Below are 17,438 nucleotides of genomic sequence, written 5' to 3' on the forward strand. Positions count from 1 at the left end.
GGAACGTCTCTCGTCGCCGTGGGCGCCGAGGTGCCCGGGAAGGCGACGGTCACCTTGGTGAGGTGGATCGGCGGTTCGCCGTGCGCAGGGTCGGCGTTGCTGGTAATCGTCAGCACCAACACCAGCAGGCCGGCCTCAGGCGCGTGCGCGTCCTTGCCGGGTACGGGTTCGAAGACGACGCAACCGCCTTTGGCGGGCTCGATGCCGACAGTGATATTGGGCGTGGTCATCGCGCACCGAAGTATCACAATTCGTGCCACGCCATTGCGGTGTTTTCCATTTCGTGCATTTCCGACTTATCGTTGGTAGTTACCTGTGAAGCATGAGAACGGTCGTTCGTTGGGGGCGTGGGTCCTGTTACACGAAGTGCTGCAGCAGGACATGACGATGTCACGACCGAGGCTGCGCCCTACTTGGTGTGCCCTCGCCCCATCCCCGGCGGGCATCCCCTCGCCCCAATTGGACGTCCCGTGACGCCAACGTGGGAAGCGGCGGATGGCACCGGCCAACGCGCGCAATACTTCTGACGTCTTTGCCTCGGTCGAGTGAGAGCCGGCCGGCGCTGTAGGGTTCCCTTGCCATGAGGCCTGGCCGCTGTGTTTGCCAGGATCGCGATGCTTCGACCCGTTTCCCCGATTGCCCATTGAAGTTAGCTCCAACACAACGGGTTTCGCCGTGCCGGCCTCCTTAGTCCGCAGTCCGGCTACCGTTGCCCTTGCTCCGTTCATGATGGCTGACCACCCCGAAAGGGGAATGCGAGCCGGTCCGACACCCGGGATTGCTTGCACGAGCGTCAGATTCATGGGCGCGCACCAACACCCTGAAAAGGGCCCGACCACCGACTAACATCCCGCGAGACACAACTACGCCGCAGCACATTGACTGGGTGGGAGACATTGATGACGAAGATCGACAACACTGAGGCAACCACTCCGTCCATTCGCGAGCTCACCCTTCGAGGGGTGGTCCTCGGCGGCGTCATCACGCTCATCTTCACCGCAGCCAACGTCTACCTGGGACTCAAGGTCGGCCTGACGTTCGCCACCGCGATTCCAGCCGCGGTCATCTCGATGGCGATCTTGCGGTACTTCCGTGGGCACACCATCGTCGAGAACAACATCGTGCAGACCATCGCCTCGGCAGCGGGCACGCTTTCCGCGATCATCTTCGTCCTCCCCGGCTTGATCATGATCGGGTGGTGGACGGGCTTTCCGTACTGGATCACGGTGGCGGTGTGCATCGTGGGCGGCGTCCTCGGCGTGATGTACTCCGTGCCCCTTCGCCGCGCCCTGGTCACCGGTTCGGACCTGCCGTATCCGGAGGGGGTCGCAGCCGCCGAGGTACTTCAGGTCGGCGAAGCCGCCGTGGACGGCGGCGAGGGCAACAAGCGAAGCCTGCGTGCCATTGTCGTGGGTTCGCTTGTAGCGGCGGGATTCTCACTGTTGGCGGCCACCAAGGTGATCCTCAGCGACATCTCCGTCTACTTCCGCCTTGGCGCCGGTGGTTCGACGATCGGCGCGAGCCTTTCGCTGGCACTGATCGGCGTCGGCCATCTGGTTGGCGTCACCGTCGGCTTCGCCATGATCGTCGGCTTGGTGATCTCCTACTTCGTGTTGTTGCCGACCCTGACCTGGGGTGACATCACCGGCGGCGATGCCGTGAAGGAGGTCGTGTCGAGCACGTTCTCCCACGACGTCCGGTTCGTCGGCGCAGGCGCCATCGCCATCGCGGCCATCTGGACGCTCCTCAAGATCCTCGGGCCGATCGTCCGGGGAATTCGCGCGGCCGCCGCCTCAACGCGCCTGCGCCGCAGCGGAACCGAAGTCGAGCTGACCGAACGGGACCTCCCCATCTGGATCGTCGGCGGCACGATCGCGGTATCGCTGGTCCCGATCGGGCTGCTGCTGTGGTGGTTCCTCGAGAGCACGCAGATCGGCGGTAACACGCCGCTAATCATCGCGGTCACACTGCTGTTCGTCGTCGTGCTCGGCGCGATTCTCGCGTCCGTCGCCGGTTACATGGCGGGCCTGATCGGTTCATCCAATAGTCCGATATCGGGACTCGGCATTCTGGTCGTCGTCGCCGCGTCGCTGGTGTTGGTGGCAGTACACGGCCGCGGCGACGACCCAACGCAGACGTTGGGGTTGGTGGCCTACGCGTTGTTCGCCACGGCGATCGTGTTCGGCATCGCCACCATTTCCAACGACAACCTTCAGGACCTCAAGACCGGCCAACTCGTCGGCGCCACCCCCTGGCGACAGCAGGTCGCGTTGGTGATCGGCGTCGTCTTCGGCGGACTGGTGATTCCTCCCGTGCTCACCCTGCTGAACACCGCGTTCGGTTTCCTCGGTGCACCGGGCGCCGGTGAGAACGCGCTCGCCGCACCGCAAGCAGCGTTGATCTCCTCGCTCGCCAAGGGCGTCTTCGGCGGCGATTTGGACTGGGGCCTCTTGGGTCTCGGCGTCGCCATCGGTGCCGTGGTGATCGCGATCGACGAGGTGCTGAAGCTGAAGACGAAGTTCGCCCTGCCGCCCCTGGCGGTCGGAATGGGCATGTACCTCCCGATGTCGCTGACCTTGATCATTCCGCTCGGCGCCCTCCTGGGCCGCTACTACGACAAGTGGGCGGACCGCACGGGCGGCGACGTCGAGCAAAAGAAGCGGCTCGGCGTTCTGATGGCAACCGGGCTCATCGTCGGCGAGAGCTTGTTCGGCGTGGTGTTCGCGGGCATCGTCGCGGGTTCCGGCAGCGATTCCCCGCTGGCGATCGTGGGTGACGGATTCGGGAACTGGGCCGAAATCCTCGGCGTGGTTCTGTTCGTCGCCGTTCTGGCCGGTCTGTACAAGTGGACTCGGCGGCTGGCGGGCGTCGAACGCTAGCGGCCGGGCCGCCCGTTCCAAAAGACAGACACGGCGAAAGACTCTCGAGGGTGCCACTACGAAATTGCGGGAATCGTCATCGGCGGCGGCACCATCATCATTCTGGACGACTGGTATGACGTGTCGTCCGGGCAGAGTAACGATGCATCGTGACCAGATGCTTGGGACTAGGCCTTGGCCGCCGTCAACCAGGACGGATATGGGTCTGCCAACCCGATTCCCAAGTTGATCACACGGGTTCGATTCCCGATCGTGACTCAACGAAACACCCAGTTCAGCGGCGTATTCCATGAGTCGGCCGAGCGGGCCGCCTGCACCGTTGGAGCGCGAGTTTGCACGATGGGGGTGGTCGGGGCCTCGGGGTGGGTGATCATGGGGGGTAGTCGCGGCGGGGAGATCCGGGGATGACTAATTCCGGTGGGTGTGGGTCGTGCGGCAACGACCTGCGGGCCAAAGCGCGCTTTTGTGACGTCTGCGGCGCACCCGTCGGCTCCTCGCCGGTGACCGAATACAAGCAGGTGACCGTGCTGTTCGTCGACGTCGTCGGGTCTATGAAGCTCGCCACAGTGCTTCATCCCGAGCGGCTTCGCGAAATAATGAACGAACTCTTCAACCGTGCTGCCGCGGTGGTGCAGCGCTATCAGGGCACGGTCGACAAGTTCACCGGCGACGGCCTGATGGCGCTCTTCGGAGCGCCCGTGGCGCTCGAGGATCATGCGCTGCGGGCGTGCATCTCAGCGCTGGAGATTCAGTCGGTCACAGGAAACTTCGCGGCCGAGGTGTTGACCCGCGATGGTGTTCGTTTGCAGGTGCGTGTCGGCCTCAACTCTGGTGAGGTCATCACTGGTTCGATCGGATCGGGTTCGGGCCAATACACGGCGGTGGGCCACCCCGTGGGGATGGCGCAGCGGATGGAGTCGGCCGCACCTCACGGGGCGGTGCTGTGCTCGTTGTCCACGGCCCGGCTGGTGGACGGCGCCGCAAGACTGGGCCCGGTCGAAGAGATTGCCATCAAGGGTGCCGACGCGCCGGTGCCCGCGCGTCGGCTGCTCGCGGTGGAGTCAGGCCGAATGGTGTTGGGGCGCAACGAAGGCGTGATGTTGGGCCGCGGTGCCGACTTTGCCCGGCTGCAGCGGTGTTTCGAATCAGCTCGCGGTGATCTGGTCGGTGTAGTGGGTGCGGCTGGACTGGGTAAGAGTCGGCTGATCGCCGAGTTCAGTGCGCTCGTCGCGAGCCGGGGCGTGCAGGTTGTCCTGGCCCGCTGTGATGCTCACACCACGACTGTCCCCTTTCGCGCGTTGTCACGGCTCTTGCGTGCCATGTTCGCAGTGGATGGCCGCAACGATGCAGAGGCCAGAGCGCACACAGTGGCTCAGTGCGATGGGGCGCTGACGTCGAGTTCCGCCGACGCGCAGATCCTCTTCGAGACGATGGGGGTCGCCGATCCCGATGCGCCGCCACTGCAGGTCAGCGCTGACGGTCGTCGGCGGCGACTGGTGGAGGTGATGACGCAGGCGGTCCTTGCCCGTTCGGGACGGACCCTGTTCGTCCTCGACGACGCGCATTGGATTGACGCTCGCAGCGACGACTTGCTCGCCGAATTCGCCGGTGCGCTCCAGGGAAGCTCATCGATGTTCGTCTCGACATATCGGCCGGAGTTCGGTGGTTGGCTGAAGCAGCAGGCGGACGAGACGATCACACTTCAACCGCTAACCGACGAAACGTCAGTGCACCTCGTCCGTCAGCTTCTGGGCAGCGACCCCACATTGGCGGCCTTGGTGCAGCAGATCGCAGTAGCTGCGGTGGGCAACCCGTTCTTCATCGAGGAGATCGTTCGCGACTTGGCCGAACGTGGGGTGATCTCGGGCAGCCGCGGAGGCTATCGACTTGCCGGCCGTGTCGACGAGATCGCCGTGCCGGCCACGGTGCAAACGTTGCTTGCGGCCCGCATCGATCGGTTACCTCCGTCGGCGAAGGCGATTCTGAACGCCGCGGCGGTGATCGGGACTCGCTTTGACGTCGACACTTTGCGCGCTCTGCTGCCGGACGCAATTGCGCCCGCCTTGGCGGAGTTGGTGTCGGCGGAGCTGATCGACCAAACCGAATTCGTGCCGCGACAACGGTATTGCTTCCGTCATCCGCTAGTGCGCACGGTGGCTTATGAATCGCAGTTGGGTGCCACGCGGGCGCAAGCCCATCGCCGGCTGGCCGCTGCGATTCAAACACGCGACCGCGGTGCCGTCGACGAGAACGCGGCCTTGATCGCCACTCATCTCGAATCGGCAGGCGAACTCGTCGACGCGTACGACTGGCACATCCGAGCAGCACAATGGCTCCGACCACGCGACATGTCGGCGGCACGTGTCCAGTGGGAGAGCGCCCGTCTCATCGCAGACCGGTTGCCCGACGATCGCGACGGTGTCATCGCGATGCGGATCGCGCCACGAACCATGCTGATATCGACAGCATTGTTCGTGGGCAGTGACGAAGACGCAGACGAGCGATACCGCGAGTTATGCAGCCTGGCTATGACAGCCGGCGACCTGAGGTCACTCGCCATCGCCGCTGCCGGACGGCTCATGTCGTTCACCTGGAACGACACCCGTGTTCCCGAGGCAGCCGCTCTGGCCCTGGAGGTCGAGGGAATGCTTGCCAAGCTCGACTGGAACGCGGTGGCGGAGATCGACATCATTCTCGTCGCGGTGTTTTCCGCTCGTTACGCCAATTGCGAATTCGACGAGGCGTTGGCGGTGATCGATGTGGTTCTGAGACGCCACCATGATGAATCGACGCTCGAACTCGCGATGGCTCTGACCATTCGAGGCGTCATCGAAATTTGCCGTGGAGACCATGAACAGGGCCGGCGGCATCTGAAAGAGGGAACCGGCCATGGTCGAAGCCTCTCCCCCGCCAGTTATGTACTGATTTTGGAATTCTGGGCTGTGATTGCGGCTCTCGGCATTTACCAGCCCGACGAACTGATTGATGAGATGCGCGATGCGCTTCGACGCGCTGAATCATTCGGTGACATTTGCGGGATCATCGCAGCAGAATTCGCATACGGGACCACCCTCATGCGTGCCGGACGTGAACCACCCGGCTCGGCAATCATCGTGCTCAACCGCGCCCGCGCGAACATCGAAAAGCACAGAGTCGTGACCCACACGATGCCGATAATCGGTGCAGACCTTGCCGTGGACGCGGTACGCCATGGCCGCGAAGGCGAAGCGATTGACGAATTGCGTAACCTGTTCTCGATCCACATGAATGGTGGCCATCGGATCGAAGTCGGTTGTACCGGCGAGGTTCTCGTCACGTTGCTCGTCGAGCGCGGAACCACCGACGATCTCGCCGAGGCGAACCGCATCATCGACGACTGGCAGCTGAGAAGGCCTGGCATCCCCGCGGCTGACCTGTGGTGGACGAAGTCACGCGCGCTAGTGGCCAAGGCCGAGGGCGACATGGACCGGTATCGCGAGCTGGCCAAGCAGTACCTCGAGCTCTGCCAAAAGCTCGATGCCCGAGGACGATTCGCCGAGGCGCACGACATGGTCGAAATGGCGAGGTTGACGTAGATGGCGACGATATTGGCGTACACCTCGCCAGCGCTGGGTCACGTCTTACCGATCAGTGCGTTGCTCTCGGAGTTGTCCGGCCGTGGCCACTCGATTCATCTGCGCACGTTCTCGGCTGGTGTCGAGACTGGAGAGCAACTCGGGTTCGCAACGGATGCAATCGATTCGCGGATCGAGGCGATCGAACACGACGACTGGAAGGCCAGTAACCCGGGGGCCGGACTGAAGCGAGCCTTCGCGGTGTTCGGCCGACGTGCGCCGCTCGAAGTCGACGACCTTGCGGACGCGATTGCCCGCGTCGGCCCTGATGCATTGCTCATCGATGTGCTGTGCTGGGGTGCGTTGTCGACCGCCGAAGCCAGCGGCATTCCTTGGGCGTGTTTTTCGCCGTTCACGCCGCTCTTGCGCGCAGCCGGGGTGCCCCCTTTCGGCCCGGGGTTGACGCCATTCCCGAATCTGTTCGGCCGCGTTCGTGACGCCGTTGTCCGCAAGGCGGTGAGTGGACCCGTCAACAGCGGATTGCCGTCCCTCAACAAGGTTCGCGAGGAGCTGCGTCTTCGCCAGGTCGGATCGATGGAGGAGTTCTGGCGCCGCCCGCCGCTGATGCTGGTTGCCAGCGGCAAGCCGTTCGAGTATTCGCACGGCGATTACGGCGATGCGGTACAGATGATCGGGCCGTGCGCGCTCGACCCGAGGCCGGCCCTTGTCCCCGATTGGCTTGTGTCCATTACCCGGCCCATCGTTCTCGTCACGACGTCGTCGGAAAAACAGGGCGACGACAACCTGATTCGCATTGCGATGGCTGCGCTGGCGGATGAGCCCGTTCATGTCGTGGCGACCGTCCCAGCGGGACAACCGGACGACTTCGGCAAGATGCCCGACGCAACTGTGTGCCGGCTCGTCCCGCACGGTCCTGTGCTGGACCGCGCCGTGTGTGCGGTGACGCATGGCGGTATGGGCGCGACGCAAAAGGCACTGGCCCGTGGAGTTCCCGTCTGCGTCGTGCCCTTCGGGCGTGATCAGTTCGAGGTCGCACGACGGGTCGAGGTTGCGCGGTGCGGCACCCGTCTGCCGGCGAAGAAGCTGTCGGCCGAAGCTCTCCGGTCGAAGGTTCGAGAGGCGATGACCATGACTGACGGCGCGAGACGGGTGGCGATGGGTTTCGAGGCGACCGGCGGGGTGGCACGCGGCGCGGACCTCTTCGAAGAACGCGTCCTCTCTGCCTCGATGTGAGCTGAGCGCGCGCCTGAAGCTGGGATCGGTAACGGGGCGACCGGTATTCACTAGCCACCTGACCGGCCACCATGGGCCGACTGCACGGAGGCATCAATCATGAAGCAAATATCGCGGTCTACCGGACTGAGGCGAATCGTCGTGGGGCTGGCAACGAGCGTGTTGGTTTCGGGCAGCTTGGGGCTCGTGGGATTGGGCGTTGGCGAAGGCATCGCACACGCCGACGATGGCGGCTGGGGGCCGCCGAAGCACTGGTGCCCAGGGGAGCTCCCCGTGCCGGCGACCGGCAATCACATTTACGACCCGTTGAACTGGGACTGGAGTGTCTGCCACACCTACTACTACCTGTATCAGGGGATGGGCAATGTCTCCAACATGATTTGGGACGGAGACAACCCGCCACCGAAACCCCCGCCACCGATGGGGATCTATTGCGACCCTGGAACTTTCTTCCAAAACTGCCGGATCGGCGACCATCCCTGAGCGAAGGCTCGTCGATTAAGCAACGATCTCCGCAGCAAACGCCCGATTCGACGCGTCATCCCGGCAGTAAAGACGTGATCCAGGACACATCCCGCAGTTCACGGGCTTGCGAGTGCCAGGCCGTCGCAGCCCGCTGGGACAGGTGTCCCAGATCTGGGCAAATACCGACGGTGACTATTTGCTGGAATCGCCCGGCCCGATACGTTCGCCTCCCGCCGTCGGTAGCGGAGGTCGCGCGGCCCAGTTCCACGATCCACCCTCTGTACTGCGACGATGCAACGTGTTCTATTAACGATTGCGTAATATATGGTTAGCAGCGCGCCCCGTCTGACGCCCTCGGTAATTCTTGTGTTTTTTGCTCACGGAGGCTTACGCTCGTCCCAAAGCAGTAAGAATCGCATCGCTGCGGGGCCTGCTGGGAGGACGTGTGACATGTCGGGACGACACCAGCTGGCAGTGAAACGCACCGTCGGACGACACGTGAAGAAGCTCGCCCTCGCCGGAGTCGCGACGATTTCGGTGGCCGCGTTGACGGTAGGTCTCGTCCCGCCGCCGACGGATCAGATGCTTCATCGGAACGTCCAACTCTCGGCGGCAGTTCAGACCTTCCCCCAGCCCGACGAGATCCCCGATTTGACCGGCGGCCTCGGCACCGCGGGCTACGACCTGTCGCAGGAGATAGCCGCGGCGATTCTCAAGGCGATCGTCAACAACATCAACCTGATGGCGCTGGCCAGGGCCGCTGGTTTCGACCCCGAGACGTTCCTGGCAAGCCTTCCGGCGAACGCACTCCGAAGCGTGCTGGACGCCGTCCCCCTTGATCTCGCGCCGCTCCTCAAGAGCCTGCTTGGGCTTGACGTCGCGAGCAACGTCCTGGTTCCCGCCCTGTCCGCCCTCGGCTTGAGCGACGCGACCGGCATGACGACCGTCGCCAAGCTGCTCGATCTCCTCGGCATCGACCTGAGCGATCCGGGCAACCTGTCCAATCTCGACGTTCCCGGGCTCAACCTGATCACCACGGGCCCGCCCTTCACACTCCTCAAGCTGCTTGGGCTCGACCTCGGCTGGGTGCCGGCGCTGCCGAATTCGGTCGCCGACGAGATCAACGGCACCTCGTACCTGAAGCTCGGGGTCAATGGGCTGCTCACCACGGTTCTGGACAAGCTCAAATTGCTGAACCTCGGCAACCCGCTGCTGGACCTCGGCGGTCTGACCGGCTTGCTGGACAACGTCGTCAACACCCTTCCCGCGAGCCTCGACGTGATCGACCTGCGGGTGCCGATCGTCGTCGGCTTCGGAATGGGCGCCTTCGCCGCCGGCGCCGCATATCCCAAGGTCGTCGAGGATCTGCAGTATCAACCCGGCGGAGCGAAGTCGCGGACGGCCGGGGACGATCCGCTGCTGGGCAGCCTGACCATCCTGCCGATGCTCCTGCTGCGCAATCCGGGCCGCGCCAATGGTGGCCTGTTCGCCAGGGCCTACCCGTTCGCCCGGTTGTTCGGCATCGACACCGTCACCCCCGATACCCAGGTGACGAGCAGTGGCGGGCTCCCGCTCGGCAATACCGGACTTTCGCTGGGCGGCGCGAATCTCATCCCGATCAAGGTCGACGCCACGGTCGAGTACGACCTGCTGTCGGACTTCGCGGCGTGGCCGAACCCGTTCTCCCTCGCCAACAACCTGATGGCGTTCCTGCTCCCGACCTACATCCTGCGGGGCGTCGACGCCTCGAATCTGAGCCCACAGCTCACGGGGCAGCTCCTGGACATCCTCGGCAAGGTCGGCACCGGCCCGCTTGCGCTCAACCTGTACCTCACGCTGCCATCGAACAGCCTTCCGCTGCTCGAGCCGCTCTACCTTCTGACCGATCTGACCAACCTGCTGACGCTCGGTGCGTTCCCGAATCCGTTGGGCACCTTGGCCAATGCACTGGCTCCCGCCCTCACCAGCCTCGTCAATCTCGGCTACACCGACGTCGTGAGAATGCCGGACGGCTCCTACAGCAGGACCCTCGATCAAGCGGGTAACCCCACCGCCTTCATGTCCTTCCCCGACGTCGACTGGGCCAAGGTTCCCGGCGACATCGTCAACCAGTTGGTGAAGGGGTTCCAGAAGGAGTTCTTCAGCGGCAATCCCACGCAGGGGACGCCGAACGTCCTTTCCGGAGTCTTCAAGCTGCTGTCCAGCATCCTTGGCGGTGGTGGCTTCGGCGGAATCACCGACCTGATCAACGCCGCGATGGGCGGGCTGAATCCGCTTGCTGCCGCGGCACTTCCCGCGGCCGAGGCCAAGACGATCGCCGTGTCGAACAATTCCGCGCCGACGGGCAGCGCCCCGCCGGCCCCGTTCGCCGCACCTGCGGCCACGCCCGCCTACGAGGAGACGAGTGGCGAGTCCAAGACGGCCGACGCCGGCGCCGAAAAGACCGAGCCGACGAAGACGTCGAACCTACCTGTCAGCACGTACGGGACGAAGCCAACCGGCGCGACGTCCACACCGAAACCGACCAACCCGGTGGGCACCGTCGTTGGCGGGGTCACCAACACCGTGGGCACCGTCGTCGGCGGGGTCACCAACACCGTAGGTGGTGTGACCGGCGGCGTCACCAACACCGTCGGGGGCGTGACCGGCGGAATCACCAACACCGTCGGCGGCCTGACCGGCGGCCTCACCGGCGCGGTCTCGGGTGCTCTTGGCGGTCTGGGCGGATAACCCGAAAAGGACTGCGACGCTGCCGCGGCCCACTGCCAGAACCGCTACGCTGTAGGTACCTGCGGCGACCCCTCCGTACCGATTGGGGGCCGTCCGAACCGATCAGAAACCGATAACGCGATGGCCATCTCCGATGTCGCAGAATACGCCCATCTGAGTGAATCCGATCTCGATGCGTTGGCCGCTGCCCTCGACGATATTCGCCGCGACGTCGAGGACAGTCGGGGCGCCAAGGACCGTGCCTACGTCCGCCGCACGATCGCCTTTCAGCGCGCTCTGGAGGTTAGCTCTCGGTTGGTGATCGCCGGCACCAAACGCAGGAGCGGATGGTTGCTGGGCACCGTCGGCCTCGCTGCCGCCAAGAGCGTCGAGAACATGGAACTCGCCCACAACATCGGCCACGGCCAATGGGACTGGATGAACGACCCCGAGATTCACTCCACCACGTGGGAGTGGGACATGGCAGGTCTCTCGTCGCAGTGGCGCTACTCCCACAACTACCGCCACCACGTGAACACCAATGTCGTCGGAGTCGACGACGATCTTGGCTACGGCGTCCTACGGGTCACCCGCGACCAAGAGTGGAAGCCGAGCAATCTCCTTCAACCGCTGCGAAGTCTGTTGTTGGCCATCACCTTCGAGTGGGGCATCGCGCTGCACGACCTCTACGCCGAGCGGGAGCGCCCCGACACCGACGCCTCGAAGTCCGACCACGGCCGGGCACTGCTGCGCAAGATCGGCCGCCAGACGGGTAAGGACTACGTGCTGTTTCCGGCCCTGAGCCTCAGGCGTTGGCGTCGCACTCTCGGCGCCAACGTCGTCGCCAACGTGCTGCGCAACATTTGGGCGTACGTGGTGATCTGTTGCGGCCACTTCGCCGACGGCGCTGAGAAGTTCACTCCGGATACGCTGGAGAACGAGACCAAACCGCAGTGGTATCTACGACAGATGTTGGGCAGCGCCAACTTCGACGCCGGACCCGTGATGGCCTTCATGAGCGGCAACCTCTGCTACCAGATCGAGCACCACCTGTTCCCCGACCTTCCGAGCAACCGTTACGCGGAGATCGCGACGCGGGTAAGGGCTCTGTGCACGACCTACGACCTGCCGTACACGACGGGTCACCTGGTGCGGCAGTACCTACTGACGCTGCGCACCGTGTTCACGTTGGCTCTACCGGATCGCTTCTCGGAGAGCACGTTCCGCCATCGGCGACTAGGGCTCCAGCAGTTGCAAGAGGTACGCGCCGTAACCTGACTTCAGCAATGAGTGAGCACGCTCGGCGAGTTGATCGTCGTCGATGAAGCCGAGCCGCCAGGCGACCTCCTCGGGCACACCAATCTTCAAGCCCTGCCTGCGCTCGATGGTGCGAACGTAGTCACTGGCGTCGAGCAATGAGTCGAACGTACCGGTGTCCAGCCACGCGGTTCCGCGCGCCAACACCTCGACGCCGAGCCGGCCCTGGTCCAGATAAGTCTGGTTGATGTCGGTGATTTCGTACTCTCCCCGAGCGGACGGCCGCAGGGACCGGGCGATCTCGACGACGTCGTTGTCGTAGAAGTAGAGCCCCGGCACCGCATAGTGCGACTTCGGGGTGGCTGGCTTCTCCTCCAAGGACAGCGCCCTGCCGTCGTCGCTGAACTCGATGACGCCGTATGCCGAGGGGTTGGCCACCCAGTACGCGAATATGGCGCCGCCGTTGACGTCTCGGAACCGGTCCAGGCTGGTACCCAGACTCGGCCCGTAGAAGACGTTGTCGCCCAAGATCAATGCGACCGAGTCGTCTCCGATGTGATCGGCGCCGACGACGAAGGCCTGCGCGACTCCGTCTGGACGATCCTGGACTGCGTAGGTGATGTTCGTGCCGAACACCGAGCCGTCACCGAGCAGTCGGGTGAAGGCCGCCACGTCGCCCGCCGTGGTGATGACCTGAATGTCCCGGATTCCCGCCATGATCAGGGTCGACAGCGAATAGTAGATCAGCGGCTTGTCGTACACGGGCAGCAATTGCTTGCACACGCCCATGGTGATCGGGTACAAACGCGTACCCGTGCCCCCCGCCAGGATGATTCCACGCATGGAAGCACCCTAGGTCAGATGCTCGTCCAGGAACGACGGAGATGCCATGACCACCAACGAGATCGGTCGGATCAGCCCGGCGCTTGGGTAGGCGGCACCGTCACCGTCTGGGTCACGGTGCTGGTGCTGGTGCTGGTGCTCGTCGACACCGTCGTGCTGGTGCTGGTCGTCGGGGGCGGGGTCGTGGTCGTGGTGGTAGTCGTCGGACTGTCCGTCGTCGTCGTGGCGGTCGTCGTCTCGGTCGTGGTGCTCGGCTCCTCGGTCTGCGTCACCGTTTCGGTGCCACCCGTCGGTACCGGGGCGACGGAGGCGACGGACGATGTCGGCGTCCCGCTCGTGCTCGACGTCGTCGACGTGGAACTGGACCCGTCGCCGCTCAGCGAGACGATGGCGTAGACGATCACCGCGAGGATGATGACGCCCAACGCGCCGAGGCTGACGAGCCCCGGCGGCGTGCGGTACCAGGGAGTCCTCGGCTCTGGCGGAATCGGCTCCTGACCGTAGTCGGGCTGCTGACCGTATGGGTCGTGCGCCCCATAGCTCGCGGACGCCGTCGGCTCGCTGTACGCCTGCGGATCGTTGCGGGGATAGCTGCCGTACTGCGTCGGCTCGTCGTTGGAGTAGTACGGGTCGTCGGGGGGTCCGCCAGGACCATCGTTACGCGCCACGGGGTTCGATGTTAATCCAGTGGACGGCAGGTAGTGGGTGCCTTTACCCGTCGGGTAATCGACCGGCGGCAGACCATCGTCGAGAATTCACCCCATGACTGACGCGATCCCCTCGTATGCCGTTGCCTATCTGCGCGACGTCGAATTCGGCGACGACATCATCAAGTACATGCGCGAGATCGATGACACCATGGCGCCCTTCGGGGGTGAATTCATCATTCACGGAGGCGATCTCGACGTCCGCGAAGGCCAGTGGGACGGGACGCTGGTGATGATCCGGTTCCCCGATCACGACTCCGCCGTTCGGTGGTACGAGTCGGCCGCCTACCAACGCATCCTCCCGCTGCGGTTGAACAATTCCGCATCGATGACGGCGTTGGTCGCGGGCGTCAAACGCGGTCACACCGGCAGTGCGAAGGTCGACGAGATTCTCGCCGGCTAGGTCGGCGCGCCGAAACGCTCAGATTTTTTGAAGGTTTTTCCTGAGCGCCGCGTACCACTCGACTCCGCCCGGTGGCCCGCTACCTCGAGCTGGCGCCTTCGCCGGTGTTAATTTTCCGGTGAATCCGCCCGGCAGCAGTAATAATTCCGGCGGCATATGGTTCGGCCGACGTCGAGCCAACCCGTCGCAGCAACCGCAGATGCTACCGCCGGGTCTCGCCGCGGAGCCGCGGTGTCCTGGGACTTCGCAGGCCAGAGGCATGCGATGCGGCATCGATTTCTGAAATCCCGAGTTGCCATCCGCCGTATTTGGGAAAAGATGCAGTGACGCCCCGGCAGGAGGCGTACAGGTAGTGGGCATCGCCGGGACAAAAACACGACCACTTGACCAAGGGGATTCACATGAGCAAGTTGCGCAAGGCGGTGACCGTTGGTGTCGTCGCGGCGCTGGCCACTTTCGGAGTCGCCGCGTGTGGAGGTGACACCGAAAGCAGTAGCGGCGGTGGCACCGGAGGCGGCGACATCAACGTCACGCTGACGTCGTTCCCCGACTACGTGGACCCCCAACTCTCCTACACCCTCGAAGGCTGGGAGGTGCTGTACAACAGCTACACGCCGCTGCTGACCTACAAGCACGCCAAGGGCGACGCGGGCACCGAAGTCGTCCCCGCGCTGGCCGAGGCCATGCCGGAGGTCTCCGCCGACGGCAAGACCTACAAGCTCAAGCTGCGATCCAACATGAAGTACTCCGACGGCACGCCGATCAAGGCGTCCGACTTCACCTACGCCATCCAGCGGCTGTTCAAGGCCGACTCTGGCGGGTCCGTCTTCTATGAACCCATCGTCGGGGCGGCCGAGTACGCCGACAACAAGGCCCCCACGATCAGCGGCATCGTCACCGACGACGCCACCGGCGACATCACGATCACGCTGAAGGAGGCCAACGGCACCTTCGAGGGCCTCCTGGCGCTACCCTTCGCGGCGCCAGTCCCGCCGAGCACGCCACTCGACAAGGACGCCACCAACAGTCCGCCCCCGGCCAGCGGCCCCTTCATGATCACCAAGGTCGAAGCGCCGCAGACGTTGACGTTGGAGCGCAACCCGAACTTCAAGACGGTCAAGGATGCGGGCGCGACGGAAGTCGCCGACGCAGGCGTAGACAAGATCACGGTCACCCAGAACAAGAGCAACTCCGCGCAAGTGACAGGCGTGGAGCAGAACACCATCGACTTCATGGTCGACCCACCCGACGCCGACCGGTTGGCAGAGGTGAAGGCGAAGTTCGGTGAGCGATTCCGCCTCGAGCAATCCATCAACACGTACTACTTCTGGATGAACACCCAGACCGCGCCGTTCAACGACATCAAGGTGCGCCAGGCGATCAACTACGCGGTCGATCCTGAGGCGCTCAACCGGGTCTTCGGTGGCCGCCTGCATCCGACGCAGCAGATCCTGCCTCCTGGCATGCCGGGCTACGAGGAGTACAAGCTGTACCCCGGGCCCGACATGGTGAAGGCGAAAGCCTTGATCGCCGAGGCCAATCCGACCGACAAGGACATCACCGTCTGGACCGACGACGAGCCGGACCGCAAGCGGATCGGTGAGTATTACCACGACGTGCTCACCCAGTTGGGGTTCAACGCCACGCTCAAGGTCATTGCGGGTGACGTGTACTGGACGACGATCGGCAACCAGTCGACGCCGGATCTGGACACTGGCTTCGCCGACTGGTTCCAGGACTTCCCGCATCCCGACGACTTCTTCCGACCGCTGATCAACGGTGCGAGCATCCTGCCGACCAACGGCAACAACTTCTCCAGGATCAGCATCCCTGCACTCGATGCGAAGATGAACGACCTTCGCGCACAACAGCTCACCGATGACGTCAAGAAGCAGTACGCCGCCCTTGACAAGGCCTACATGGAGCAGGCCGTGTGGGCGCCGTACGGCAACGAGGAATACACCACGTTCCTTTCCGAGCGGATGGACTTCGACAAGTCCTATCATCATCTGCTGTTCAACCAGGACTACAGCTCGTTCGCCCTTAAGTGACGGTCCCGACCGGGGACGTCGAGGCACTGGGTATCCCGCCAGTACCCGCCGACGTCCCGCCTGAAGCGGTGCGGGGTCGCAGCCCCTGGTATCTGGCGTGGATTCGGTTGCGCCGCAACCGGGTCGCGCTGGGATTCGGCGTGCTGTTCATCGCGATAGTGCTCGCCTGCCTCGCCGCACCGCTGTGGGCCGACCAGGTCGCGCACACGGGACCCAACGAGAACCACATCACCGACAAGGTGCTGATCGACGGGCAGGAAGAGTACGTGGTCTCGCCCGACGGTGCCCCGCTCGGCCCCGGCCTGCACGGCCGCTACCTGCTTGGCGCCGACCAGAACGGTCGCGACGTGATGGTCCGACTGCTGTACGGCGGGCGGACGTCGATCCTCATCGGCGTCGTCGCCGCCGTCGTCACGACGGTCCTAGCCGTGCTCGTCGGCCTGGTCTGCGGCTACTACCGCGGCTGGATCGATTCCATCCTGTCCAGGGCCATGGACGTGCTCTGGGCGTTTCCCGTGCTCCTGCTCGGCATCGCCCTCGGCACCGCACTTGCCCTTGGCGGACTCAAGATCGGCGGCTTCGTCGTCCAGGGCGACTCGCTGTGGATCCCGATCATGATCATCGGATTCGTCTACGTGCCCTACATGGCACGGCCCATCCGCGGCGAGATCCTGGCCCTACGCGAGAAGGAGTTCGTCGAAGCCGCCGTTGCGCAGGGGAAGGGATCGATCCGAATCATGGTCTCCGAATTACTGCCCAACGTCATATCGACCATCATCGTGTTCTTCACGCTCAACATCGCCAACAACATGCTGCTCGAATCGTCGTTGTCGTTCCTCGGTGCCGGGGTCCGGCCACCGAACGCGTCGTGGGGCACGATGATCGCCGACGGGTACCAAACCATCTACACCGCACCGCATCTCACGATCGTTCCAGGCATCATGATCGTCCTGACCGTGTTGTCGCTCAACGTCTTCGGCGACGGCCTTCGCGACGCTCTTGATCCGCGGGCCAAGATCAGGCTGGAGCACTAGGGCCATGATCTCCTTCGCCGTCCGGCGAATCATCGGAATGATCGCGGTCCTCTTCGCGATCTCGGTGGTCGTCTTCCTGATCTTCAACGTCATCCCGAACTCCGATCCCGCACAGCGCATCGCGGGCAAGAACGCCAATCCCGCCCTGATCGCCAGGGTCAGCGCCGATCTTGGTCTCGACCGGTCCATGCCGGTGCAGTACCTGACCATGATGAAGCAGATCTTCACCGGTCAACTCACGTCGTACGCGAGCTCGCAGAACGTCGGTGAGCAGATCTGGAA

12 protein-coding genes and 1 pseudogene are annotated in these 17,438 nt (G+C 64.0%); 10 read left to right on the forward strand and 3 right to left on the reverse strand.

The window, feature by feature from the left end; genetic code table 11:
• Positions 1-230: hypothetical protein (locus QOD90_RS06250; protein WP_526347744.1), on the reverse strand; the 230-nt coding region annotated here is incomplete at its 3' end.
• Positions 231-899: 669 nt separating this feature from the next.
• Here QOD90_RS06250 and QOD90_RS06255 point away from each other — a divergent pair.
• From QOD90_RS06255 to QOD90_RS06280, 6 genes are all read left to right on the forward strand, one after another.
• A complete protein-coding gene (locus QOD90_RS06255) occupies positions 900-2,879 on the forward strand; it encodes an OPT family oligopeptide transporter (protein WP_526347746.1) in 1,980 nt (659 codons plus the stop codon).
• Between the two features lie 551 nt (positions 2,880-3,430).
• Positions 3,431-6,454: an ATP-binding protein gene (locus QOD90_RS06260; RefSeq protein WP_526347763.1), complete on the forward strand. Its 3,024-nt coding sequence runs from the start codon at positions 3,431-3,433 to the stop codon at positions 6,452-6,454.
• On the forward strand, positions 6,455-7,687 hold the full coding sequence (locus tag QOD90_RS06265) for a glycosyltransferase (protein ID WP_526347748.1): 1,233 nt from the start codon (positions 6,455-6,457) through the stop codon (positions 7,685-7,687).
• Positions 7,688-7,873: 186 nt separating this feature from the next.
• Positions 7,874-8,170 carry a hypothetical protein gene (locus QOD90_RS06270; RefSeq protein ID WP_526347750.1) on the forward strand — a complete coding sequence of 99 codons (297 nt, stop codon included), beginning with the start codon at positions 7,874-7,876 and terminating at the stop codon, positions 8,168-8,170.
• 432 nt (positions 8,171-8,602) lie between these two features.
• Positions 8,603-10,882 (forward strand): hypothetical protein, encoded by a 2,280-nt coding sequence (locus QOD90_RS06275; protein ID WP_526347752.1) that lies wholly within the window; start codon positions 8,603-8,605, stop codon positions 10,880-10,882.
• A 120-nt stretch (positions 10,883-11,002) separates the two neighbouring features.
• On the forward strand, positions 11,003-12,139 hold the full coding sequence (locus QOD90_RS06280; RefSeq protein WP_526347754.1) for a fatty acid desaturase family protein: 1,137 nt from the start codon (positions 11,003-11,005) through the stop codon (positions 12,137-12,139).
• On the opposite strand, the gene rfbA is transcribed toward QOD90_RS06280, so the two are convergent.
• Together rfbA and QOD90_RS06290 are read right to left on the reverse strand one after the other, a co-directional pair.
• Positions 12,098-12,961, reverse strand: coding sequence for a glucose-1-phosphate thymidylyltransferase RfbA (gene rfbA, locus QOD90_RS06285; RefSeq protein WP_526347756.1), 864 nt, complete (start codon positions 12,959-12,961; stop codon positions 12,098-12,100). The genes QOD90_RS06280 and rfbA overlap by 42 nt on opposite strands.
• 71 nt (positions 12,962-13,032) lie before the next feature.
• Positions 13,033-13,629 (reverse strand): hypothetical protein, encoded by a 597-nt coding sequence (locus QOD90_RS06290; RefSeq protein WP_526347758.1) that lies wholly within the window; start codon positions 13,627-13,629, stop codon positions 13,033-13,035.
• A gap of 94 nt (positions 13,630-13,723) precedes the next feature.
• Between QOD90_RS06290 and QOD90_RS06295 the strand changes: the two genes are divergently transcribed.
• The 4 genes and pseudogenes from QOD90_RS06295 to QOD90_RS06310 form a co-directional block, all read left to right on the forward strand.
• A complete protein-coding gene (locus QOD90_RS06295; protein WP_526347759.1) occupies positions 13,724-14,071 on the forward strand; it encodes a DUF1330 domain-containing protein in 348 nt (115 codons plus the stop codon).
• Positions 14,072-14,472: 401 nt separating this feature from the next.
• Entirely contained in the window at positions 14,473-16,122 is a 1,650-nt protein-coding gene (locus tag QOD90_RS06300; RefSeq protein WP_526347761.1) for an ABC transporter substrate-binding protein, read from the forward strand.
• Between the two features lie 26 nt (positions 16,123-16,148).
• Positions 16,149-17,156: an ABC transporter permease gene (locus QOD90_RS06305; protein ID WP_526347765.1), complete on the forward strand. Its 1,008-nt coding sequence runs from the start codon at positions 16,149-16,151 to the stop codon at positions 17,154-17,156.
• A gap of 4 nt (positions 17,157-17,160) precedes the next feature.
• Positions 17,161-17,438 (forward strand): annotated as a pseudogene (locus QOD90_RS06310) (ABC transporter permease); the annotation flags it as partial.

This window comes from Mycobacterium sp., from assembly GCF_032161845.1.
Taxonomy (GTDB): Bacteria; Actinomycetota; Actinomycetes; order Mycobacteriales; family Mycobacteriaceae; genus Mycobacterium.

Coding starts and splice junctions, on each gene's coding strand:
- QOD90_RS06265 (WP_526347748.1), top strand. CDS start 6,455: ATGGCGACGATATTGGCGTACACCTCGCCAGCGCTGGGTCACGTCTTA.
- QOD90_RS06280 (WP_526347754.1), top strand. CDS start 11,003: ATGGCCATCTCCGATGTCGCAGAATACGCCCATCTGAGTGAATCCGAT.
- QOD90_RS06300 (WP_526347761.1), top strand. CDS start 14,473: ATGAGCAAGTTGCGCAAGGCGGTGACCGTTGGTGTCGTCGCGGCGCTG.
- QOD90_RS06255 (WP_526347746.1), top strand. CDS start 900: ATGACGAAGATCGACAACACTGAGGCAACCACTCCGTCCATTCGCGAG.
- rfbA (WP_526347756.1), bottom strand. CDS start 12,961: ATGCGTGGAATCATCCTGGCGGGGGGCACGGGTACGCGTTTGTACCCG.
- QOD90_RS06260 (WP_526347763.1), top strand. CDS start 3,431: ATGAAGCTCGCCACAGTGCTTCATCCCGAGCGGCTTCGCGAAATAATG.
- QOD90_RS06295 (WP_526347759.1), top strand. CDS start 13,724: ATGACTGACGCGATCCCCTCGTATGCCGTTGCCTATCTGCGCGACGTC.
- QOD90_RS06275 (WP_526347752.1), top strand. CDS start 8,603: ATGTCGGGACGACACCAGCTGGCAGTGAAACGCACCGTCGGACGACAC.